21 protein-coding genes are annotated in these 22,515 nt (G+C 65.1%); 7 read left to right on the forward strand and 14 right to left on the reverse strand.

The annotated features are described in order from the left end of the window. Positions 1 to 17: 17 nt before the first annotated feature. Complete coding sequence (gene cobS, locus GGD67_RS08665; RefSeq protein WP_092261308.1) at positions 18 to 1,016, reverse strand: cobaltochelatase subunit CobS; 999 nt, start codon at positions 1,014 to 1,016, stop codon at positions 18 to 20. Between the two features lie 293 nt (positions 1,017 to 1,309). Between cobS and GGD67_RS08670 the strand changes: the two genes are divergently transcribed. Beyond that, positions 1,310 to 1,969 carry a DedA family protein gene (locus GGD67_RS08670; protein ID WP_179732164.1) on the forward strand — a complete coding sequence of 220 codons (660 nt, stop codon included), beginning with the start codon at positions 1,310 to 1,312 and terminating at the stop codon, positions 1,967 to 1,969. A gap of 160 nt (positions 1,970 to 2,129) precedes the next feature. On the opposite strand, the gene GGD67_RS08675 is transcribed toward GGD67_RS08670, so the two are convergent. Next, a complete protein-coding gene (locus tag GGD67_RS08675; protein WP_179732166.1) occupies positions 2,130 to 3,347 on the reverse strand; it encodes a citrate synthase family protein in 1,218 nt (405 codons plus the stop codon). Positions 3,348 to 3,428: 81 nt separating this feature from the next. On the opposite strand from GGD67_RS08675, the gene GGD67_RS08680 reads away from it, so the two are divergent. Beyond that, on the forward strand, positions 3,429 to 4,523 hold the full coding sequence (locus GGD67_RS08680) for a citrate synthase/methylcitrate synthase (protein WP_179732168.1): 1,095 nt from the start codon (positions 3,429 to 3,431) through the stop codon (positions 4,521 to 4,523). 407 nt (positions 4,524 to 4,930) lie between these two features. Here GGD67_RS08680 and GGD67_RS08685 read toward each other — a convergent pair whose 3' ends face one another. Continuing rightward, the gene (locus tag GGD67_RS08685; protein WP_018320576.1) at positions 4,931 to 5,563 is read right to left on the reverse strand and encodes a J domain-containing protein; all 633 of its coding nucleotides are present in this window, start codon (positions 5,561 to 5,563) and stop codon (positions 4,931 to 4,933) included. A gap of 105 nt (positions 5,564 to 5,668) precedes the next feature. On the opposite strand from GGD67_RS08685, the gene GGD67_RS08690 reads away from it, so the two are divergent. Continuing rightward, entirely contained in the window at positions 5,669 to 5,938 is a 270-nt protein-coding gene (locus tag GGD67_RS08690) for a BolA family transcriptional regulator (protein ID WP_179732170.1), read from the forward strand. A 38-nt stretch (positions 5,939 to 5,976) separates the two neighbouring features. Here GGD67_RS08690 and GGD67_RS08695 read toward each other — a convergent pair whose 3' ends face one another. The 3 genes from GGD67_RS08695 to GGD67_RS08705 all read right to left on the reverse strand — a co-directional run bounded on the left by GGD67_RS08695 (position 5,977) and on the right by GGD67_RS08705 (position 9,159). Continuing rightward, positions 5,977 to 7,329, reverse strand: coding sequence for a hemolysin family protein (locus tag GGD67_RS08695; RefSeq protein WP_018320574.1), 1,353 nt, complete (start codon positions 7,327 to 7,329; stop codon positions 5,977 to 5,979). Positions 7,330 to 7,396: 67 nt separating this feature from the next. Beyond that, positions 7,397 to 8,539, reverse strand: coding sequence for a 3-dehydroquinate synthase (aroB, locus tag GGD67_RS08700; RefSeq protein ID WP_179732172.1), 1,143 nt, complete (start codon positions 8,537 to 8,539; stop codon positions 7,397 to 7,399). Further along, positions 8,536 to 9,159: a shikimate kinase gene (locus tag GGD67_RS08705; RefSeq protein WP_179732174.1), complete on the reverse strand. Its 624-nt coding sequence runs from the start codon at positions 9,157 to 9,159 to the stop codon at positions 8,536 to 8,538. The genes aroB and GGD67_RS08705 overlap by 4 nt, the downstream gene beginning before the upstream one ends. Positions 9,160 to 9,381: 222 nt before the next feature. Between GGD67_RS08705 and GGD67_RS08710 the strand changes: the two genes are divergently transcribed. From GGD67_RS08710 to GGD67_RS08725, 4 genes are all read left to right on the forward strand, one after another. Next, positions 9,382 to 9,528: a hypothetical protein gene (locus GGD67_RS08710; protein ID WP_014439243.1), complete on the forward strand. Its 147-nt coding sequence runs from the start codon at positions 9,382 to 9,384 to the stop codon at positions 9,526 to 9,528. Between the two features lie 17 nt (positions 9,529 to 9,545). Continuing rightward, positions 9,546 to 10,505 carry a site-specific tyrosine recombinase XerD gene (xerD, locus tag GGD67_RS08715; protein ID WP_179732176.1) on the forward strand — a complete coding sequence of 320 codons (960 nt, stop codon included), beginning with the start codon at positions 9,546 to 9,548 and terminating at the stop codon, positions 10,503 to 10,505. Positions 10,506 to 10,777: 272 nt separating this feature from the next. Continuing rightward, on the forward strand, positions 10,778 to 11,740 hold the full coding sequence (locus tag GGD67_RS08720) for an acetyl-CoA carboxylase carboxyltransferase subunit alpha (RefSeq protein ID WP_018320570.1): 963 nt from the start codon (positions 10,778 to 10,780) through the stop codon (positions 11,738 to 11,740). Between the two features lie 514 nt (positions 11,741 to 12,254). After that, positions 12,255 to 13,769, forward strand: coding sequence for a murein L,D-transpeptidase family protein (locus GGD67_RS08725; protein WP_179732178.1), 1,515 nt, complete (start codon positions 12,255 to 12,257; stop codon positions 13,767 to 13,769). Positions 13,770 to 14,858: 1,089 nt separating this feature from the next. Here the strand turns inward: GGD67_RS08725 and GGD67_RS08730 are convergent. From GGD67_RS08730 to GGD67_RS39180, 8 genes are all read right to left on the reverse strand, one after another. Then, on the reverse strand, positions 14,859 to 15,554 hold the full coding sequence (locus GGD67_RS08730) for an ABC transporter ATP-binding protein (protein WP_018320564.1): 696 nt from the start codon (positions 15,552 to 15,554) through the stop codon (positions 14,859 to 14,861). Beyond that, the gene (locus GGD67_RS08735; RefSeq protein ID WP_179732179.1) at positions 15,547 to 16,278 is read right to left on the reverse strand and encodes an ABC transporter ATP-binding protein; all 732 of its coding nucleotides are present in this window, start codon (positions 16,276 to 16,278) and stop codon (positions 15,547 to 15,549) included. Before GGD67_RS08735 ends, GGD67_RS08730 begins: the two co-directional genes overlap by 8 nt. After that, entirely contained in the window at positions 16,268 to 17,380 is a 1,113-nt protein-coding gene (locus tag GGD67_RS08740; RefSeq protein WP_179732181.1) for a branched-chain amino acid ABC transporter permease, read from the reverse strand. The genes GGD67_RS08735 and GGD67_RS08740 overlap by 11 nt, the downstream gene beginning before the upstream one ends. 6 nt (positions 17,381 to 17,386) lie before the next feature. After that, entirely contained in the window at positions 17,387 to 18,604 is a 1,218-nt protein-coding gene (locus GGD67_RS08745) for a substrate-binding protein (protein ID WP_179732183.1), read from the reverse strand. A gap of 2 nt (positions 18,605 to 18,606) precedes the next feature. Continuing rightward, positions 18,607 to 19,464 (reverse strand): branched-chain amino acid ABC transporter permease, encoded by an 858-nt coding sequence (locus GGD67_RS08750; protein ID WP_179732185.1) that lies wholly within the window; start codon positions 19,462 to 19,464, stop codon positions 18,607 to 18,609. Between the two features lie 36 nt (positions 19,465 to 19,500). Further along, a complete protein-coding gene (locus GGD67_RS08755) occupies positions 19,501 to 21,015 on the reverse strand; it encodes an amidase (RefSeq protein ID WP_179732187.1) in 1,515 nt (504 codons plus the stop codon). Between the two features lie 168 nt (positions 21,016 to 21,183). Next, entirely contained in the window at positions 21,184 to 22,368 is a 1,185-nt protein-coding gene (locus tag GGD67_RS08760) for a substrate-binding domain-containing protein (protein ID WP_179732189.1), read from the reverse strand. Beyond that, positions 22,259 to 22,510 carry a hypothetical protein gene (locus GGD67_RS39180; protein ID WP_179731495.1) on the reverse strand — a complete coding sequence of 84 codons (252 nt, stop codon included), beginning with the start codon at positions 22,508 to 22,510 and terminating at the stop codon, positions 22,259 to 22,261. The genes GGD67_RS08760 and GGD67_RS39180 overlap by 110 nt, the downstream gene beginning before the upstream one ends. Positions 22,511 to 22,515 lie beyond the last annotated feature (5 nt).

The raw sequence follows: 22,515 nt of genomic DNA on the forward strand, positions 1-22,515 counted from the left end.
CGACACACCGAGAGAAATCAGCTCAGTGCCACGTTGACCGCCGATTCCGGCAGCTCCGCGTTGAAGCAGCGCTGGTAGAACTCGGCGACCAGGGGACGCTCGAGCTCGTCGCACTTGTTGAGGAAGGTGACGCGGAACGCAAAGCCGATATCGCCGAAGATGTCGGCATTCTCAGCCCAGGTGATCACCGTACGCGGGCTCATCACCGTCGACAGATCGCCGTTGGCGAAAGCGTTGCGGGTGAGATCGGCAAGGCGCACCATCTTGTTGACGATGTCGCGGCCTTCCTGGGTGCGATAGTGCTTGGCCTTCGCCAGCACGATCTCCACTTCCTCGTCATGGCTGAGATAGTTCAGCGTGGTGACGATCGACCAGCGGTCCATCTGGCCCTGGTTGATCTGCTGGGTGCCGTGATAGAGGCCCGAGGTGTCGCCGAGGCCGACGGTGTTGGCGGTCGCGAACAGCCGGAAGGCCGGATGCGGCTTGATCACCTTGTTCTGGTCGAGCAGCGTCAGGCGTCCGGAGACTTCGAGCACGCGCTGGATCACGAACATCACGTCCGGGCGGCCGGCGTCGTATTCGTCGAACACCAGCGCGACGTTGTTCTGCAGCGCCCAGGGCAGGATGCCGTCGCGGAATTCGGTGACCTGCTTGCCGTCGCGGACCACGATCGAGTCCTTGCCGACGAGGTCGATACGGCTGATGTGGCTGTCGAGGTTGACGCGGACGCAGGGCCAGTTCAGGCGGGCGGCGACCTGCTCGATATGGGTGGATTTGCCGGTGCCGTGATAGCCGGTCACCATCACGCGGCGGTTGCGCGCGAAGCCGGCGAGAATGGCGAGCGTGGTGGCGCGGTCGAAGCGGTAGTCGGAATCGACTTCGGGCACGTGAGGATCGACTTCGGAATAGGCGGGGACTTCGAGATCGCTGTCGATCCCGAACACCTGCCGCACCGACACCTTCATGTCGGGCTGACCGGAAACTTCCTCAACTTTGGACAGAGCGGCGGTCGTCATCAATCCTCCGAGGTCCCGGGCGGTCCCGAAACCGGTTATTCGCACGTTGGCTGCGGCTGGGTGCTGAAAATCAACCTATCAGAGACAACGTGCCGGCAGAAGCCCGGCCACCAATCAAAGTTCCGTTGTCTTTTCATTTAGATAGGCAAGGAACGCAGATTTTGGAGGGCTGCCTTGCGAATCACGCCCAAATTCGGGCGCGTCACGCCCGTTCCGTGCGAATGGCACTTTGGCCGTATGCGGTTACTTATGTAGGGTCCAAAGCTCCGAGCTCCAGCCCCTCAAGAGACGACGTGACGTCCTTCCTTGATCCCCTCATATCCTTCGTTTCCGCCCATCCGTGGCTGGCCTATCTGACCCTATTCCTGGCGGCCCTGCTCGAAGCGGTCCCGGTGGTGGGATCGGTCATCCCCGGCTCGACTATCATCCTGGCGCTGAGCGCCCTGGTTCCGGGCGGTGAGCTGAAGCTGCCATGGGTGCTGCTGGCGGCCGCCGCGGGCGCCGTGCTGGGCGACGGCTCGGCCTACTGGATCGGGCACCGGCAGCAGCGCGAGATCCTCAACACCTGGCCGCTGACCAACTATCCGCGCGTGGTCGCGGAGAGCGAAAGCTTCTTCCACCGCTTCGGCACCTGGGCGGTGTTCTTCGCCCGTTTCGTGCCGCCGATCCGCGCCTTCGTGCCTGTGACCGCCGGCGCGCTCGGCATGGCGCCGGCAAGATTCTACGCCGTGGCCATCCCGGCGATCCTGGTCTGGGCTCCCGCCCACGTGCTGCCGGGCGTGCTGGCGGTATCGGCCCTGCACGAATACGCCGGGCTGCATCACCACGGCCATGTCGGCAAGCATATCTGGATGCTGACGGTGGTTGGGGTTGCGATCGTTGGCGGCGTTGGCGTGTGGATCTACCGGCGGCGGAATGGCAGCGGTGTCGCGGCGGCGAAGCGGCAGGGGTAGGCTGCCGCCACACCAAAGGTGTCGTCCCTGCGAAAGCAGGGACCCATAACCCCAGGGAATAATTTGGCGAGACTGGGCCGTTCGGTACGCCTGCCGATCGCGCCGATAAATCACGCGGTATGGGTCCCTGCTTTCGCAGGGACGACAGCAGAGAGATATTCTAACTAACCCCCACCCTTCTCCCCGGCGCAGGCCCCACATACCTCGCCCTTGGCCTGATCAATTTCCCGAACTGCAACTGCTCGCTGGCGTGCGCGATCCAGCCGACGCTGCGGGCCATCGCGAACAGAGCGAGCTCGCTGCCGGCGGGGAGGCGCAGCGCGTGCACCAGCACCGCGAGGGCATAGTCGATGTTGACGAATTCGCCGGTCGCCTCTGCGATCCGCTCCGGCACCTCGCGCGTGAACTTTCGCGGCGCGCCTGCACGAGACAGCGCATTCAGCAGCGATTGCGCGCGGGGATCGCCGCGCTTGTAGACGCCATGCCCAAAGCCGGCAAAACGTTCGCCGAGCGCGACGCGCTCACGCACCATCGGGGCGACGTCGCGATCGATCAGGGTCTTGACGAGCTGCGAGGCCAGCACGCTCGCGCCGCCATGTTTGGGCCCCTTCAATGCGGCGAGACCGGCGATCACGGCATCGTAGAGATTGAGGCCGGTCGAGGCGGCGCAGCGCGCGGTGAAGGTCGAGGCGTTCAGCTCGTGATCGGCGAGCAAAACGAGGGCGCGGCGGATCAGATCGGGCGCGTGCTTGTTATCCGCCGCCCAGGCTGTTGCGATCTGCTGATGCAGCGGCTCGGCCGAGGGTTCGGCATTGAGCATGGTCGCGACCAGCAGCCGGACGATGCGACCACCGACCATGGCGCGGCCGTCGGGCGCGCGGGTGAAGGCACGGGGATCGACGCTCGCGGCCAGCGCGAGCACGGCGATGGCGCGGTCGATCGGCGCGGCCCGGCGTGCGGCTTGCCCGATCGTGCGCATTTCTTCGGAGAGCGCGGGCTGATTGTCCGGGGCGAATGGATCGACCTCGGAGACATCCCAGAGCAGCGTCGCCGTGTGCTCCAGCGTGTCGTTCTCGGCGAGATCGACGCAATTGACGCCGCGATAGATCGCCCCCTCTTCGGTGATGGTGGAGATCTCCGTGTCCATCACCGGCAGGTCGGCGTCGAAGCTGCGCAGGCCGCGCGGCTCCGGCGACGGCACCCGGCGCTCCTTCAGCGCGCGGACGTCCTCGGCACGGTAGCGGTTTTTGCGCGAATCCGGCGTCGGCTCGGAGCGGATCAGGCCGCGGCTGACATAGGCGTAGAGCGTGGCCGGCGAGATCGCGAGCTCGGCGGCGGCTTCCCGGGCGGAGAGGTAAAGCCCCTCGGAATTATTCATATTGATTTATGTAATCAAGATTGATCAATCTGTCGAGAGGGCCGAATTTTCCCTGGTGCAACGCAAAGGGAGATTTGGGTCATGAACATCCACCTCACCAAAAGCCAGATCGGGCTGGACGGCGTTCCCGCGGCCGAGACCGTGCTGAGCCATGTCGACGGCGAGCGCGGCGAACTGATCATCGCCGGCGAGCATGTCGGTCGCCTCGCCGCTCTCTCGAGCTTTGAGGGCGTCACCGCCCGGCTCTGGAACGGCGCCAGCAAGACCACCCTCACCGAGGCCAATGTGCGGGCGAGCCTCGGCCTTGCGCGCGAACGCGCCTTCGCGCGGCTGCCGGACCTGCTGCCGGCAACGCGCGGCATGGGCGTCATCGACGGGTTTCGCGCGGCGGTCGCGGGGCTGCGCGCGGAGAACGGGCTGGAGCACGAGGCGACGATCGTCGGCGCGTTTCCGGTGATCGCAGGCGCGCTGGTGCGGCGCGCCAAGGGGCTCGAGCCGGTCGCGCCGGATCCCAATGTCAGCCATGCTGCCGATACGCTTCGGATGTTGCATGGGCGCGCACCGGCCGCACGCGAAGTCACCGCGCTCGATGCCTATCTCGTCACCGCCAGCGACCACGGCATGAACGCCTCGACCTTCACCGCGCGCGTGGTGGCTTCGACGCAGGCCGATCTGTTTGCCGCGGTGACCGCGGGCTATTGCGCCCTCACCGGTCCGCTGCATGGCGGCGCGCCGGAGCCGGTGCTGGAAATGCTGGACGCGATCGGCTCGCGCGAGCGCATCCAGCCCTGGGTGGATGCGGCGCTGGCCCGCGGCGAGCGGATGATGGGCTTCGGCCATCGCGTCTACCGCGTGCGCGATCCGCGCGCCGATGTGCTCAAGACCGCAGTCGAGGCGCTGGCGTCCAACGGCACCGATTTGCCCTTCGCCGGCGAGGTCGAGGCCTACATCCGCGCCGCCTTGCGCAAGAAGAATCCGGAGCGGCCGCTGGAGACCAATGTCGAATTCTTCACCGCGATCCTGCTCGATGCGCTGGCGATCCCGCGGCAGGCGTTCACGCCGATCTTCGCAGTCGCGCGCGCCGCAGGCTGGACCGCGCATGCGCGCGAGCAGCAGCGGACCGGGCGATTGATCAGGCCGAGCTCGTCGTATGTGGGGGCGATGCCGGAAGCTTAAGAGCGGATGTTTCCGCGAGCCCGGAAATCGTAGGGTGGGCAAAGGCGCACTTGCGCCGTGCCCACCATCAATCCGAAATCGCAACAGGCGCGTGGGCACGCTTCCGCCGTCGCTCTTCGAGCTATGGCGGACAAGTCGCTTTGCCCACCCTACGATACTAGCGCAAGAGGAGACGGCGTAGCCAATCACTCCGCCGTCGTCCCTGCGAAAGCAGGGACCCATACCGCGTGATTTATCGATAAGAGGCAGGTGAGAGTACCGCCGCGAGACTCTTCAGCTACGAATCTTCGCCAAACGTCTCCCTGGGGTGGGTCCCGGATCTACGTTCCGCTTCCCTGCGTTCGCAGGGACGACACCGAGGGTGTGGCGCCGGGGTGCCTGGCACCTACACAGCGCGCGCAAAGGCCCTACGCCTCGCGCACCACCGTCTTCAGATAATTATAGGCCTTGATGATCTCGATCAGGCGATCTTCCGTCGAGCGGTCGCCGCCATTGGCGTCGGGGTGGTGCTGCTTGACCAGCGCCTTGTACTTGGTCTTGACGTCGGCGAGCGTGGAATCGGGGCCGAGGCCCATGACCTGGAGCGCCTTGCGCTCGGCGTTCATCACCTTGCGCGTCTCGGCCTTGGGCTGAGCATCCGGGCCCTTCCGCCAGCCCGCGCGGCCGTTGATCTCGCTGAACATGCTGAACGGGTCGGCCGCCATGTCGATCTCGGCTTCCGCACCCTTCTTGCCGCCATTGGCGCCCATCTTCCAGGTCGGGCGGTGACCGGTCAGCGCATCCTTCTGATAGCGCGCGACGGCATCGGCGTTCATGCCGGAGAAGAAATTGTAGTTCTGGTTGTACTCGCGCACGTGGTTCAGACAGAAGTGCCAGTACTCACGCTGGTTCTCACGGCCCTTCGGCGCGCGATGCGCGCCCTTGTTCTGGCATCCGGCCCATTCGCAACCGACCGCGGTGTCGCGCGGCTTCACTTCCGGCTGCTTGCCCCGCGGCTTGACGCGGATGGAGTCGAAGAACTTTGATGAATCGATCGGCATGGCTGACTTTGACTACGCAATGCAAAAACCTTCAAGTCTTGACATTGCAATTCGCTGCAAACCCGGCAAATAACGGGTGTGATCTCTGCACCCGAATGGCACAACATGGCTATGCGCGACACTATCAGCAACAAGTTGCAGGAAGCTTTCACGCCGGAAAGCCTGCAAGTCGTCGACGAGTCACATTTGCACGAAGGCCATGCCGGCCATCGGCCCGGCGGTGAGACGCACTTCCGTGTTTATATTGTATCTGATGGCTTCAAAGGGAAGAGCCGGGTCGAGCGCCACCGCATGATAAATTCGGCGCTGGCCGCGGAACTCTCCGGCAGCGTGCACGCGCTGGCGATCCAGGCAAAGGCGCCGGGGGAAGGCTGACTTCGCTTACCCTCCCCTGGAGGGGGAGGTAAGAGAAATCAAAACGACGTCCCCGCCCGTCTCGGCTTGGCTTCTTCCAGCTCCGCCTCGCGAGCTACCGGTGAAATACGGAGCGCGGTGATGCGGTTGCGCTCGCGGCGCAGGACGCGGAAGCGGAAGCCGTGGAAGGTGAAGCTCTGGCCGCGGTCGGGGATGGAGCGCGCCTCGTGAATGACGAGGCCCGCAACCGTCGTTGCCTCTTCGTCGGGCAGGTGCCAGTCCAGCGCACGGTTGAGATCGCGGATCGGCACCGAGCCGTCGACCACGACGGAGCCGTCGGGCTGGCGCCTTACGCCGGCGACCACCACGTCGTGCTCGTCGGAGATGTCGCCGACGATCTCCTCCAGAATGTCTTCCAGCGTCACGAGGCCTTCAACCTCGCCATACTCGTCGACGACGAGCGCGAAATGGGTCTTGCGGCGACGGAACGCCTTGAGCTGCTGGGATATTGGCCGCATTTCCGGCACGAACCAGGGCGGCAGCATGATGGTGGTGACGTCGATGCGCGAGGTATCACCTTCCGAGACGCGGATGGCCCGCAACAGATCCTTCGCGTGCAGGATGCCGATGATGTTCTCCGACTTGTCGCGCCACAGCGGAATGCGGGTGTATTCGGTGGCCAGCACCTCCCGCACCAGTTCTTCCGGCGGAAGGTCGGCATTGATCATCACCATGGCGGTGCGGTGAACCATCACGTCGGACACGGTGAGCTCGCCGAGGCGGAAGACGTTGTGAATGTATTCGGCCTCGCCGCTCTCGATCTTGCCGTGCACCGCGGATTCCTCGACCAGGCCCTCGATCTCGGAATCCGTCAGGATCTCGTGCTGCGAAAACTCCTGGACGCCGATCAGACGCAGGATCGCGCCTGACGCCGTGTTGAGACACCAGCTCAGCGGATAGAACACGAGGTAGGAGGCATAAAGCGGATAGGCGATCCACTGCGACACCGGCATCGGCTCCCTGATTGCAAGCGTCTTCGGCACCTGCTCGCCGATGATGATGTGCAGGGAGGAGAAAACCAGGAACCCCGCCACGAACGAGGTGAAGTGCAGCGTGGCCTCCGATAGTCCGAGCGGCTGGAGGATCGGGCTCAGCAGCGCAGACACGGTCGGCTCGCCGATCCAGCCAAGACCGAGCGAGGCCATGGTGATGCCGAGCTGGCAGCAGGCCAGATAGGATTCGATGTTTCCCATCATGGTCTGCAACAGGCGCGCGCCGAAGCGGTTCTGCTCCACCATGGCCTTGACGCGGAAGCCGCGGCTCTTCACGAGCGCAAATTCGGCTGCCACGTAAAACGCGTTGGCGGCGAGCAGGAGGACCGCAAGCAGCAGATTGATCGAGATCGAACTCATGTTTGCCTCGCGACCGCCTTGATCATCCGCGCCTCATTGCGGGCGGCCGATCCAGACGATGCCGCCATCACTGCGATAATTTCGACTTCAGGAAGTCCCGCACCGGGGCCGGCTCGACATCCTTCGCGATCACCGCGCGCCCGACGGCCTCCAGCAGGATGAAGGTGAGCTTGCCGCGCGTGACCTTCTTGTCCTGAGCCATCAGCGCCATCAGCGCGTCGGCATCGGCAAGCCCCTCCTGGGCGAAGCCGGCGATGTCCTGCAGGCGCGTCGGCAGGCCGGCTTCGATCAGATGCCGCTCGACGCGCGACGCATCGGCTTCGCCGATCATGCCGAGCTTGGCCGAGAACTGCGCCGCCAGCGTCATGCCGATGGCAACGCCTTCGCCGTGGAACAGGCGGTCGGAGAACCCGGTCGCAGCTTCCAGCGCGTGGCCGAAGGTATGGCCGAGATTGAGCAGCGCGCGCTCGCCGGTCTCGCGCTCGTCGCGCGAGACGACGCCCGCCTTGGCGCGGCAGGAGGTCGCGATCGCGTGCTCGCGGGCGGAGCCGCCCTTGAAGATGTCGGAATGGTTCTTCTCCAGCCAGGTGAAGAAGGCCTCGTCACCGAGCACGCCGTATTTGGCGACCTCGGCATAGCCGGCGCGGAACTGCCGCGGCGACAGCGTATCGAGCACGGCGGTGTCGGCGACCACCAGCACCGGCTGGTGGAACGCGCCGAGCAAATTCTTGCCCTGCGGCGAGTTGATGCCGGTCTTGCCGCCGACGCTGGAATCGACCTGCGCCAGCAGCGAGGTCGGCACCTGCACGAAATCGACACCGCGGCGCAGGATCGCCGCGGCAAAGCCGGCGAGATCGCCGACCACGCCGCCGCCGAGCGCGATGACGAGATCGTTGCGCTCGATCTTCGCGGCGATCAGGGCTTCGCTGACCTTTTCGAGGCCGGCATAGGTCTTGGAGATCTCGCCTTCCTCGACAACGATGCGCGAGGTTGGGATGCCGCTGGCGGCGAGCGAGGCCTCGGTGGGCTCGAGCCAGTGCTTGGCCACCGTGCGATCCGTCACGATCGCGGTACGCACGCCGGGACGCAAGGCGGCGACCCGTTCGCCGAGCGAGGACAGCACCCCGCGGCCGATGACGATGTCATAGGCGCGATTCCCCAGCGCGACCTCGACGTTGACAGGGTCGGAATGTTTCAACGGCGCAGTCATCGTATGGCACTCGCAACGTCGGCAGGTGGTTGGGCGGCTTGCTCACCACAGAGATGCGCGCGCAGCGCCTCGATGGTCTCCTCGACGATCTTGTCGTGCGGCACGTCGCGCGAGGCGATGGTGAGATCGGCATGGCTGTAGACCGGCTCGCGCTCGGTGAGGAGGCGCGTCACGGTTCCCTCGGGGTCGGCGGTCCGGAGCAGCGGGCGGTCGGCACGGCGCCGCACCCGGCGCATGATGACGTCGTGGTCCGCCTTGAGCCAGATCGAAACCGCCTTCGCCGCGATGCGCGCACGCGTCTCTTCGCGCATGAAGGCGCCTCCGCCGGTCGCCAGCACCACCGGCCCGCTGTCGAGCAGCCGCGCGATCACCCGCGCCTCGCCGTCGCGGAAATACGGCTCGCCGTGGCGCTCGAAGATTTCCGGGATGGTCATCTGGGCCGAGGTCTCGATCTCGGTGTCGGCATCGACGAAGGGCAGCTTGAGCCTGCTCGCCATGCGGCGGCCGATGGTGGATTTGCCCACCCCCATCATACCGACGAGCACGATCGAGCGCGCCCCGAGCGCCGACAGGATGTCGGCTTCGGGCGAAGCTGGTATCGGCAACGCGGCGTCGGACATGGATATTGCTCTGGATATTGCTCTGGATCTCGCTCTGGATCTCGCTCGATCTGCCGCCAAAGGCGGCATGCTTTGGCCACCTATACGACCCCGCAGGGGGCCTCGCCAGTGGACTCTTGCCACGAAACGGCGAACATGTTGGATGATTTCATTGGTTAATTTGCCCGCCGAGACCCTAACCAAGTCCCTGAACGCCAAAGTCCCTGCAGAGACCCCAGAACGATGCCCAGCCTGTTCCGCTTCCTGACGGTCGTCGCCGTGATCGCCGGCATCGTCTATGGCGTGGTCTTCGCACTGGCCAATTTCGTCAGTCCCAAGTCGCGGGAAATGACGGTGACGATCCCGCCGGACAAGTTTCTCAAGAAATAGGAGCTAGCCTCCCGGGCATGCGCAACCCGCCCTCAGATGCCAAGCTCACCGGCCTGTTCCTCGACATGCTCGCGGCGGAACAGGGCGCCGGGCCCAATACGCTCGACGCCTATCGCCGCGACCTCACCGATTTCTCGGAATTTTTGGGCCGCGTCGGCCACAGCTTTGCCGACGCCGAGACGCAAAATTTGCGCGACTACCTCGCCGATCTCGATGCCCGCGGCTTCAAATCCACCAGCGTCGCGCGCCGGCTGTCGGCGATGCGGCATCTCTATCGCTTCCTGCTGAACGAACGCATCCGAGCTGAGGATCCCGCCGCGATCCTGTCCGGTCCCAAGCGCGGCCGCGGCCTGCCGAAGGTGCTGTCGATCTCCGATGTCGACCGCATGCTCCGCCGCGCCAAGGAATTGAGCGAGGCGCAGGATGCCTCGCCGTCGAAGCGGCTGCGCTCTTTAAGGCTCTATTGCCTGCTCGAGGTGCTCTACGCCACCGGCCTGCGCGTCTCCGAGCTGGTGGCGCTGCCGCGCTCGGCGGCCAAGCGCGATGCCCGCATGATCGTGGTGCGCGGCAAGGGCAACAAGGAGCGCCTGGTGCCGCTCAACGAGGCCTCCCGCCAGGCGATGGCGGATTATCTCGCCGCGACGGAAGCTGCGAAGACGGAGAAGAAGAAAGACAGCCTCGCCGCCTCCAAGTGGCTGTTCCCCTCGTTTGGCGAGAGCGGACATCTGACGCGCCAGCATTTTGCCCGCGACCTCAAGGAGCTCGCGGTCGCCTCGGGCCTTCAGGCGCGGCTGGTCTCCCCGCACGTGCTGCGCCATGCCTTTGCCAGCCACCTCCTGCACAATGGTGCCGATCTGCGCATCGTGCAGACCCTGCTCGGCCACACCGACATCTCGACGACGCAGATCTACACCCATGTGGTGGAGGAGCGGCTGAAGAGCCTGGTGCGCGACCTGCACCCGCTGGCGGAGAAGTAGTTGTCGCCGTAGCCCGGATGGAGCGCAGCGAAATCCGGGGTTCTCGCCCCGCGGACAGACCTTCCCGGATTGCGCTTCGCTCCATCCGGGCTACGGGCACCCCATGAAACCGCCTTGACTTCGGCCACATCTCCGCAGAAAGAGCCGGTGCCTTCGCATGATTTGACGGGCCCGCTCGCAACGCACAGGTCAACTCATTGAAGAAGCTACACTTCTTATCCTTGGTCTAAATCCGCTTCGCCGCCTCGCCCCGTCCTCCCTATATTGAGTTGATGCAAGACCAGATGCGCAGCTATCTCGACTTCGAAAAGCCGGTCGCCGAGCTCGACTCCAAGGTCGACGAGCTCAGGACGCTGGCGGCCTCCGGTACCGACATCTCCGATGAGATCGGGCGGATCGAGGACAAGGCGGCGCAGGCGCTGGCCGACCTCTATCAGAACCTGACGCCGTGGCAGAAGACGCTGGTCGCGCGGCATCCGCAGCGGCCGCATTTCAACGATTTCATCAAGGGTCTGATCACCGAATTCACCCCGCTCGCCGGTGACCGCAAGTTCGGCGAGGACGAGGCGCTGGTCGCCGGCTTCGGCCGTTTCCGCGGCGAAGCGATTTGCGTGATGGGCCAGGAAAAGGGCGATTCCACCGAGAGCCGCATCAAGCACAATTTCGGCATGGCGCGACCGGAAGGCTATCGCAAATGCGTGCGGCTGATGGAGATGGCCGAGCGGTTCGGCCTGCCGGTGCTGTCGCTCGCCGATTCCGCCGGCGCCTATCCCGGCATCGGCGCCGAGGAGCGGGGACAAGCCGAAGCGATCGCGCGCTCGACCGATGCCTGCATGGCGCTGACGGTACCGAACGTCGCCATCATCACCGGCGAGGGCATGTCGGGCGGCGCGATTGCGATTACCACCGCCAACAAGGTGCTGATGCTGGAGCACGCGATCTACAGCGTGATCTCGCCGGAAGCGGCGTCCTCGATCCTCTGGCGCGACGGCACCAAGGCCCAGGAAGCCGCCAACAACATGAAGATCACCGCCCAGGACATGCTCCGCTTCGGGGTGATCGACAGCATCCTGAAGGAGCCGGTCGGCGGCGCCCACCGCGACCCCGCCGCCATGATCGCCACCACCGGCGATGCCATCGCCAAGGCCTTCGACGAGCTGCGCGGCCTGGATGGGGACGCCATCCGCAAGCAGCGCCGGCAGAAATTCCTCGATATCGGCCGGAAACTGGGCTGATTCGGCGGGATTCGGTGCCGTAGGGGCGGTGCGCTCCCTCTCCCGCTTGCGGGGGAGGGTTGGGGTGGGGGTATCTCCACGGGCGACACTCCCAATGCGGCGCGAGCCCCCTCCCGGCCTCCCCCGCAAGCGGGGGAGGTGAAGACCCCCCGGTAACCGCCCGTTAACCCTTTTTTTGCCCAAATCAGCGATCTGAGTCCCAGTCGGGCCGAAAGGCCCAAGTTCCGTCCCAACTCGCGTCCATTCAGTCTTCGTTGACCATGCCGATGGGCCAACGGGCTCGTGATCCCCGCTCGGGTTGCGACCACATGACCCAGAGGTTAGAATTTTAATCAATGGCTTCAGGGCATAAGCGCTGGGGCGTGAGCTGAAAAAGCCCGTCACGACGGGTCCGGTTCTCCGGTCGGATCATGCCCCATCAGAATTGGGGTTCGCGCTCTCTGCCCGGCACGGTGTGGGGTCCATCTTGATTTCTCGTTCGCTTGCTCGCGCGCTCTTGGCTTCGGTTGCGCTGATGACGGCCAGTGTTCTGCTGGCCGGCTGCGATACCGACCAGGTCTCGCTCGCGACCAATGCCAAGGCCAATCAGCCGGTGCCACCGAAGCTGCTCGCCGCGATGGTCGAGAAGGACATGGACCTGCAATCGCCGATCCTGGTCCGCCTGTTCAAGCAGGAGGCCGAGCTCGAGGTCTGGAAGCAGGCCCGCAACGGCCAGTTCGCGCTGCTCAAGACCTATCCGATCTGCCGCTGGTCGGGCGACTTAGGTCCGAAGGTGCGCGAAGGCGACCGCCAGGCGCCCGAGGGATTCTACTCGATCAACCCGAGCCAGATGAATCCGCAATCGGCCTATTACCTCTCGTTCAACACCGGCTATCCGAACGCGTTCGACAAGGCGCTGGGCCGCACCGGCTCGCAGCTGATGGTGCATGGCGACTGTTCTTCGCGCGGCTGTTACGCGATGACTGACGAGCAGATCGCAGAGATCTATTCGCTCGGCCGCGAATCCTTCTTCGGCGGCCAGAAGGCGTTCCAGCTGCAGGCCTATCCGTTCAAGATGACGCCGGTGAACATGGCCAAGCACCGGAACAATCCGAACATGCCGTTCTGGAAGATGATCAAGGAAGGCTATGATCATTTCGAGGTGACGCGGCAGGAGCCGAAGGTCGATTTCTGCGAGAAGAAGTACGTCTTCGACGCGGCGAAGCCCGCGGACGCAAAGCGCGATCCGGTGTTCGACGCCTCGGCAAAGTGCCCGGCCTATGTGATTCCCGAGGACGTCGTCGCCGCCGTGCGGGGCAAGCAAGCCAAGGACGAGGCGGAATACGCGAGGCTGGTCGCCAAGGGCACGCCGGTGGCGCGCATGAACACCGGCATCGACGGCGGCATGAACAAGATCTTTGCCGCGAAGATTCCGGAAGGCTCGACCGGCCTGTCCGAAGGCGCCGAAGGCACCACGCTGCAGATGCTGGCCATGGCCAAGGCGCCGGGCACGATCCCTGGCCACGTCAATCCGCCCAAGCCGAACCTCGACAGCGTGGCGTCCGCGCCTGCGCCGCAGGAAGAGCCGGTCGTCGCCGTCAGCGCACCCGCGACCAGTGCCCGCGTCGCCACGGCCGCGCCGGCTGAAAAGTCCGGCGGCTTCTTCTCCAATCTCGGCCGCAAGATGGGCATGGGCTCATCCGACACCACCGCCACCACCCCGCCGCCGCAAGCCACCGCATCCGTGGCCCCGGCCACCACGACCACGACGCCGCCGACCGCCGCGTCGCGGCTCAAGGCCGCCGTGACCCGCTTCGTGCCGGGGCATGACAAGTCCAAGGATGCCGCGAAGGATGCGCCGAAGCCGGCTGCGACCGTGGCCGCCAAGCCCGCCGAGCCGGCAAAGCAGCCCGACACCCGCCTCGCCGCAACGCGCCCGGCGCTGAAGCCGTCGGTGGCGGATGGTGCGACTGAAGCGACGCAGATCATGGGCGCCGCGCCGGTGATCTCGTCGAACTCGTTCGACAGCCGCTTCGGGGCGATGAAGTAGGCGGCGACGCCGCGCTCCTGTCTTTCACGATCGACAACATCTCACCGTCACCCGCGCAACGGCAAAGCCGTTGTCGCTGGAGGTGGCCGCTTCTTCAGCGGCCCTCGAAGGGCGACGGCCCGGCTGGCAGCTCGGCCGTTCCTTCGAGGCTCGCTACGCGGTGCTCATGCACCGCGCTGCTCGCACCTCAGCGATTCCGAGACTTATGACGGCATCAGCAGGGTGCGCAGTCCGAATGACGATCTATTCAATCGCTACTTCGGATAATAATAATTTCTCTTTACCCGAACCGCGACACACCCTATACTCCCTCGCCATCTCATCCTGCCGGAAGGGGCGGGTCGCGATCGTCACGGTTCGTGGGGTGAGTTGCGGTGGACGCGAGCGGTGTTGGCGCCAGATGCGGTCGCAGGGCGGGGTCTCCCCGTGAGCGATCAGCGGGCGCGGTACGACAGGCCGGCCGCGTACGGCAAAATCGTGTGGTCCTGGCGCCCGCAGGCTGGCGTCAAGTCTCCGCGGTGGTGTGCGGGCCCGACCGGGTTGCGCACATCAGCGATCTGCGAGGCGACGTGGGCAAGAGTGCATCGCTCCCCGGGGAGAGCGCGACATAAGCCGTCAACCCACTGCGCAGGGAAGGCCGGTTATCGGGCTGCACCTGTGTCTCCCCTGTGAGCGTCTATCCACGCATCATTGCACAGGGGCTCTCGGGTGCCAGCCGGTACCCGGCCTTCCCTGCGCCCTTCCGATTCGAAGGGCGCCAGAAGCGAAGCAAAACCCGGGCGCCAGAGCGCTGCGGGATCGCGATGTCATGTGGGCTGTTTGACAGTTGAAGATGATAAGACCGTGACCAGGCTTCTGGCTGACGTCGGCGAATTGCGGTGAAGTCGAGCCCACGCGACCATATCTCACCGTCACCCTGAGGTGGCCGCTTCTTCAGCGGCCCTCGAAGGGCGACGGCCCGGCTGGCCGGGCGGCCGTTCATCCTTCGAGGCTCGCTACGCGGTGCTCGTGCACCGCGCTGCTCGCACCTCAGGATGACGGGGCAGCCAGAGTGCTCGCTGCAGAACGGGCGGTGTCAAGCAGCGTCGCCTACGGCGCCAGATACCGCATCAGCTCCGGATTGCCCCGCACCGCGCCCGCCTCTCCCTGCAGCGCGACGCGGCCGCGGTCGAGCACGTAGGCGTAGTCGGCGACGCGCAAGGCGAGGTCGAGGTGCTGCTCGACGATGATGACGGCGATGCTCTTGGCGAGCTCGATCAGGCGCTCGGTGATCTCCTCAATGACGCCGATCCAGACGCCTTCGGTCGGCTCGTCCAGCAGCAGCAGCTTTGGATCGCCCAGCATGGCGCGGCCGATCGCCAGCATCTTGCGTTCGCCGCCGGACAGCGTGCCGGCGGGCTGGTCGAGACGCTGGCCGAGCTTCGGGAAGATGGTCAGCACCTGGTCGACGGCGTCAGCCTTCTTGCTGGCGAGCGAGCCGACGGCGAGATTGTCGCGCACCGACAGGCGCGCGAACACCGAATGCTCCTGCGGCACGTAGCCGATGCCGGCGCGCACTCGCTCCTGCGTGGCGCGGCGACTGATGTCGCGGCCGTCGAAGGCGACCTCGCCCTTCCACGCCGGCAATTCGCCGACGATGGTCTTCATCAGGGTGGTCTTGCCGGCGCCGTTGCGCCCGAGCACGGCGACGCCGCCGCGCCAGGGAATGCCGAGGGTGACGTCGAACAGCACCTGGCTGCGGCCATAGCCGGCATCGAGATGTCTAATGTCCAAAAATTCAGGCACGGCGCAGATAAATCTCCTGGACGGCGTTGTTGGCCTGGATCTCGGACACCGTGCCTGACGCCAGCACCTTGCCCTGGTCGAGCACGGTGAGGCGATCGCAGATGTCGCGGATGAAATCGAGGTCGTGCTCGACGATGACGAGCGAGCAATGCTGCTTGATCGGCTGCAGCAGCTCGCCGGTGACGCGGCGCTCCTCCAGGCTCATGCCGCCGGTCGGCTCGTCGAGCAGCAGCAGTTTCGGCCTGCCGGCGAGCGCCATCGCGATCTCCAGCCATTGCTGCTGGCCGTGCGACAGCGCCGCTGCGGCCTCGAAGGCGCGATTCGCGAGGCGGAACTGCGTCAGCATGGTCATGACCTGATCGTGCAGCGCGCCTCTCGTGCGCGAGAACACGAGGTCGACCAGCGAGGACTGCGCCTGCAGCGCAAGCAGGATGTTATCATACAGCGTCAGCGACGGCAGCACGGATGTGATCTGGAATTTCAGGCTCATGCCGGCGCGGGCGCGCTCGGTCGGCGTGAAGGCGGTGATGTCGGTGTTGACGAACGAGACCTTGCCTTGCGTCGGCACCTCGGCGCCGGCGATGCACTTCATCAGCGTGCTCTTGCCGGAGCCGTTCGGGCCGATCAGGCCGTGGAACTCGTTGGCACCGACGGTGAGCGCGGCGCCGTCGAGCGCGGTGAGCTTGCCGAAGATTTTCGTGATGCCGGCGGCTTCAAGGAGCATCGCGATTCTCCTTGACGTTCTCCTTGAGGTTTTCTTTGGCCCTGGCGCCGAAGCTGCCGACCCGCTCACGCTCGCCGAGCACGAAGCTGATCAGGCCGAGCGGGCGGAACAGGATGACGAGCAGCAGCAGCAAGCCCAGAATGATCGGCCAGATATCGCGATAATTGTCCGAGAGCCAGAAGCTGACGCCCTCGACGATGACGGCGCCGATGACGGCGCCGATCAGCGTGCCGGAGCCGCCGAACAGCACGTAGAGCACGACTTGCGTCGAGACGACGACGCCGACCATGTTGGGCCAGACGAAGCCTTCGTGGAAGGCGTAGAGGCTGCCGGCGAGCCCGGCAACGCCGCCACCGATGGTGAAGATGATCGCCTTCAGGTGCTGCGCCTTGTAGCCGAAGAAGGCGATGCGCTGCTCGTTCTCGCGCAGGCCGGCGAGCGCGAGGCCGAATTGCGAGCGCACCAGGAAGCGGCAGAGCAGGTAGACCACGACGAGGATGCCGAGGACGAGATAATAGAACGCGGGCCCCTCCGTGAACTCGTAAGTCCCGAGCGACATCGGCGCGATCGAGGGGATGCCATTCTGGCCGCCGAGATAATACCAGCCGCGCGCGAGGCGATCGGCGGCGTAGGAGCCGGTCAGCGTGCCGAGCGAAACGAAGATCACGCTGGAGGGATGCCGCCCGAGCAGCAGGAAGCCGCCGAGCAGCAGCGCGAAGGTAAGGCCGATCAACGTGCCCGCGGGCAGCACCAGGAAGATGTTGGTAATGTCCAAGTCGCGCGCGAGCAGCGCCACGCCGTAACCGGCCGAGCCGAAGAACAGGGCCTGGCCGAAGCTCATGATGCCGGCGTAGCCCCAGACCAGATCGAACGACAGCGCGAACAGCGCGAGGATGATCACGCGCGTTGCGAACACCGTGAGATAGTCCTGCAGCACCAGCGGCGCGAGCAACGCCGCGACCAGCACGACGCCCTCGACGATCGGCAGCACTTTTCGCGCCGACGCTCGTTCCGTCGTCCCGCCGCTATCCATGGCGACGTCCGCCTCCCCGCCGATCTCGGCGGGGATCGCCTGTTTCACTGCGCCCATCGACTTCAGCATTCCAAATCAGCATTCCTTGGGATCGACGAGGCCGTTGCTGCGCCCGACGATCTCGTAGTTTCCGCCCTTGGCGACCGCGGTGTACATCTTCATCTTGCAGTGCCGCTTGCCCGGCACCATCTCGGCAGGTCCGCCGGGGCCTTCGGCGATCTTGGCATGGTCGAGCGCGGCGGCGACCGACTCACGATCGATCTTGCCGGCCTCCTTGACCGCGGCCTCCCACAGCTTCAGGCCGCGATAGGTGCCGGTGGCGGCGCTGCCGGCGGCGAACAGGAAGTTGCCGGGGAAATCCTTCTCGTAGGCCGCCTGGATTTTGGCGTCGAACGGGTTCTCCTTGGTCAGCACCTTGAAGTAATCGAGGCAGCTGGCGAGTCCCTCGATCTCCGCGGCCTGATTGATGTTGAGCGTGTTCTCGTCATAGTAGACGCAGGCGAGCCGCCCGCCGTTCTTGAGGAAGCCCGCTTCATAGAGCTGCTTGAAGAACGGGCCGACGCCCGGCGGGATGACGGTGTTGAAGACCACGTCGACCTTGTTGGAGATGATGCGATTGACGGTCGCGGAGAAGTCGACCTGGTCGAGCGGGTAGTATTCCTCGAACACGACCTCGCCGCCGTTCGCTTCGATCACCTTGCGGGCATAGACGTTGAGCGTGTGCGGCCAGACATAATTGGCGCTCGGCAGCGCGAACTTCTTGCCGCCGTTCTTGATCAGCCAGGGGATGAATTCGTCGCATTGCTGCGCCGGCGTCGGCCCGGTGCAGAACAGATAGGGCGTGCACTCCTTGCCCTCGTAGAGCTGCGGATAGATGTAGAGCGTCTTGCCGCGCGCCACGATCGGGTCCTTGATCGCGTTGCGCATCGAGGAGGTGATGCCGCCAAGGACCATGTCGACCTTGTCGCGCTGGATCAGCTTGCGGACGTTGCCGACGGCGACGGATTCGTTGGAGGCGGTGTCCTCGATATAGAGCTCGAGCGGACGGCCGAGCAGGCCGCCGCCGGCGTTGATCTCCTTGATCACCATCTTGGCGACGTTGGCGTCGGCGTTGCCGGCATAGGCGATCGGGCCGGTGAGGTCGGTCGCGATGCCGACCTTGATCGGTGCTTCGGCGGCATTGGCCCAAGGCGCCGGGATCACCCAGCTTCCGACCCCGGTTGCGACCGCGCCGGAGGCAAAGGCGAGATTGGAGAGGAAGCGGCGACGTGAGAGCTGAGTGCGATCGAACATGACTAAACCCCTTTTCCAGCGATGAGGCCCTGCGGGCGGAATTTGATGAAGACAATGGCGAGCACGAAGACGAGCACGTCGGCGACGACGGGCGCCATCACCCAGGGCAGCGCAGCGCTGAGCGTGCCGATGACACCCGCGCCCGCGACCGGTCCGATGAAGGAGCCGACGCCGCCGACCATGACCGCGACGAAACCCTGGATCAGGAAACGCAGGCCGAGATCGGCGTAGAGGCTGAACACCGGCACGATCAGCGCACCGGCAAGGCCGGCGAGCGCGGAGCCGAACGCGAAGGTGGCGCCGTACATCAGGGGCGTGGAGATGCCCGAGGCGCGCGCCAGCGATGGATTCTCCAGCGTGGCGCGCATCCGCAGACCAAAGTTGGTGCGGGACAGCAGCAGATAGCAGCCGGCCATCACCAGGAGCGTGATGACGATGATGGTGAAGCGCCAGGCCGAGATGTGCATGGCGCCGATGTCGATCGAGCCGCCGATCGGCTCGGGCACGGTGAGATAAAAGCCGCCGATCAGCCCGCGCACGGATTCGCGGATGATCAGGCCGAGCGCGTAGGTGCCGAGCATCGCCACGATCGGCGCGGCGTAGAATCTGCGGATGATCAGCGCCTCCAACACGAAGCCGAGCGCGCCGACGACGAAGGGCGCCGCGATCATGCCGGCCCAGATCGGCAGGCCCTTGGCGTAGGCGAGATAGGTGATGTAGGCCCCGAGCAGGACGAACTCGCCCTGCGCGAAGTTGAAGATGCCCATCATGCTGGCGATGATCCCGAGCCCCAGCACGATCAGAACGATGATCGCGCCGAAGCTCAGGATCTCGAACGCCGCGACGAACGCGTTAGCCATAGGGTGGTCTTCCGTCCGCCTGCATCAGAGCCCCGCTCACATCTTCTTCCAGTCGCCGATCTGCTCGAAGGCGTGGGCGGCGCGGTAGATGGTGGATTCCTCGAACATCCGGCCGACCAGCATCAGGCCGACCGGCAGGCCGTCGACCATGCCGCATGGCAGCGACATCGCGGGATGATGGGTGATGTCGAACGGCGCGGTGTTGGAGATCATCTCGAGCGCGCGGGCAACGTATTCCTCGCGGCTGGCATTGGGCTCCGGCAGCTTGGTCGCCTTCATCGGCGTGGTCGGCATCAGCAGCAGATCGTAATCGCCGAACGCCTTGTCGTAGGCCGCGGTCAGCCGGCGCGAGATGTTGAGCGCCTTGCCGTAGAAGCGTGGACCGAAATTGTTGTTGATGTAGGTGCCGAGCATCATGAACAATTTCGTGGTCTCGGACAGCGAATCGGCCTGCCGGCGCCAGCCGCGATGGAAATCCATCAGCGAGGTCGAATAGAGATCGCCGCGGGACAGGCCATAGCCGTCGCCGAACATCATGGTCTGGGTCAGGCCTTCGGTGCCGATCGGCGTCCAGATCGCGCCGCCCAGCAGATGCATCGGGATCGACACCGTCTCGACGGTGGCGCCCAAATCCTTGAAGCGTTTCGCCGCCTCGCGCACGCTTTCATTCACCGCGGCCTCGGCCGTCGGCTGCTCAAAGCCTTCCTTGACGATGCCGATCTTCATGCCCTTGACGCCCTGGCCGAGCGCCTTGGTGTACTCCTCGACCTTCGGCGACTTGATGCGCGGATCGTAGCCGTCGTCGCCGGCGAGCACTTCGAGCAGCAGCGCATTGTCGGCGACCGTCGCCGTCATCGGCCCGGTATGGTCGACATAGATCTCGATCGGCATGATGCCGGTGTAGGGGACGAGGCCCCATGTCGGCTTCATGCCGTAGATGCCGCAGAACGAGGACGGCATGCGGATCGAGCCGCCCTGATCGCCGCCGATCGCCATGTCGACCTCGCCGAGCGCGACCACGACGCCCGAGCCCGACGACGAGCCGCCGGCCGAGTAGCCCATCTTGTGCGGATTGTGCACCGGCCCGTAGGACCCGGTGTGGCTGCCGCCGGACAGGCAGAAGTGCTCGCAATGCACCTTGCCGGCGATCTCGGCGCCGGCATCCAGCATGCGCGTGACGATGGTGGCGTCGAAATCGGGCACATAGCCTTCCAGCGTCGACGAGCCGTTCGTCATGGGAACGCCGGCCAGCATGATGTTGTCTTTCAGCGCGACGGTCTTGCCCTTGAGCTTGCCGCTGGCGGCGCCCTTCACGGTCGACTTGCGATACCAGGCATTGCGCGGGTTCTCTTCAGCCGAGGGCCGATAGCCCGGGGTGCGCGGATATTTCACCTCGGGCAGTTCGTCCGGCATCGCGGCGACGAGATTGTAGGCCTCGATCGAGCCCTGCATCAGGCCACGGAACGAGGTGACGTCGTCATCGGTGAGCGAAAGGCCGCATTGCTCGGCGACACTGCGAAGTTGGGCGGGGGTGGGAAGGACAACTGTCACGGCGCTCTCCTCTGAGGCTTCTTGATCCCTGGCTTTTGGACGGACGCCTCGCGGTCGCGCCTGCACAAGCGCGGGCCGTTCGGCTACCGTGTCGATATTACAGACGGAAATATTTTCCTTTTCAAGTATTATTTCGCAAAGCCGCTGCGACGTATCAACAGCCGCCCTTCAAAGCGTCTTGATGATCTTGAAGTCGAGACCGTCGGCTTCAGCGAGGTACATCGGCATCTCGGCGCGCCCGTCGCGAAGAACCACGGGACCGCGGCCCGCCGAGTAAGCGGTGTTGCGTGCGGCCTTAAGCAGCGGACGAAAGGCCAGCGAGCCGGCACGGTTGGCCACCGACTCCAGGAACCGCAGCCCTTCATAGTTCGACTGGCCGACCGAGCCGACCGGCGGCGCGTGCGGGCCGAACATGGCCTGGTAGCCGCTGAGAAACTCGTCATTGGCGCGCGAGGCCATGCAGTTGAAATAGCCGGAGGCGCAGAACAAATTCTCGGTGTTGTCGGCGCCGATGCCGAGCAGCACCGTCTCGTCCATCGCGCCGGCAAGCCGCAGCGTCGAGGTCGCAAGGCCGGCTTCCGCGAAAGCGCGGTTGAAGGTGATGCTGTCGGTGCCGATCAGCGAGATCAGCACGACATCGGGCTTGGCTGCGCGGATGCGCGCCAGATGCGGCTCGTGATTGTCCTCGCCGACCGGGACGAACTCCTCGCCGACGACCTGACCGCCGGCCTCCTTGATGTAGCGCTTCACCGCGCGATGCGACTGCCAGGGCCAGACATAGTCGCTGCCGATCAGGTACCAGCGCGCCGCCTTCTTGACGTCGGCGAGCCAGTGGATCGAGGGGCGGCTCTGCCAGCGCGGCGTCTCGCCGATCGCCATCACGCCCGGCGTGCGCTCGCCGCCTTCATAGACGGGAGTGTAGATGTAGGGGATGCGGTTGCCGGTGACCTTGCGCAGGGCAACACGGACGGCGCTGATATGCGAGCCCATGATCAGGTCGACCTCGTCGAAGGCGATGGCCTGCTCGGCGCGCCGCACGACGTCTTCGATCGGGCCGCCGGAATCGTAGATCGAGAGCTCGAGCTCGCGCCCCAATATGCCGCCGCGCTTGTTGATCTCGGCGACCGCCAGCATGGCGCTGTTGGTGGAGGTCGGGCCCCAGATTCCGGGCGAGCCGGTGAAAGTGAGGAAATTGCCGATGCGCAGCTTGTTGCGGGCGCCGCGGCGTTTCATGACGTGGATGTCAAATGGCGATAGGTCGAAATCCGCTGCCGCGGACGACAGATTCCTGAACAGCAAAGACGGTGGCAACGCCGGACCGCCATGAGCCGGGAAGTTTACCGTCGCGCGCACGCCAACTCCTGTCTGGCACCAGACCTGAAAGCACATTGAGCAGGCGGCCGCGGCTTCCGCCCTTTTGTTGTGCAATGATCCTATTTTGAAAATATTGAATATTCAAGAATTGAAGTGCATATAGATGCAGCATTGATTGCAAGACAT

It is taken from the genome of Bradyrhizobium sp. IAR9 (assembly GCF_013408065.1).
In the GTDB taxonomy this organism is placed as follows: domain Bacteria; phylum Pseudomonadota; class Alphaproteobacteria; order Rhizobiales; family Xanthobacteraceae; genus Bradyrhizobium.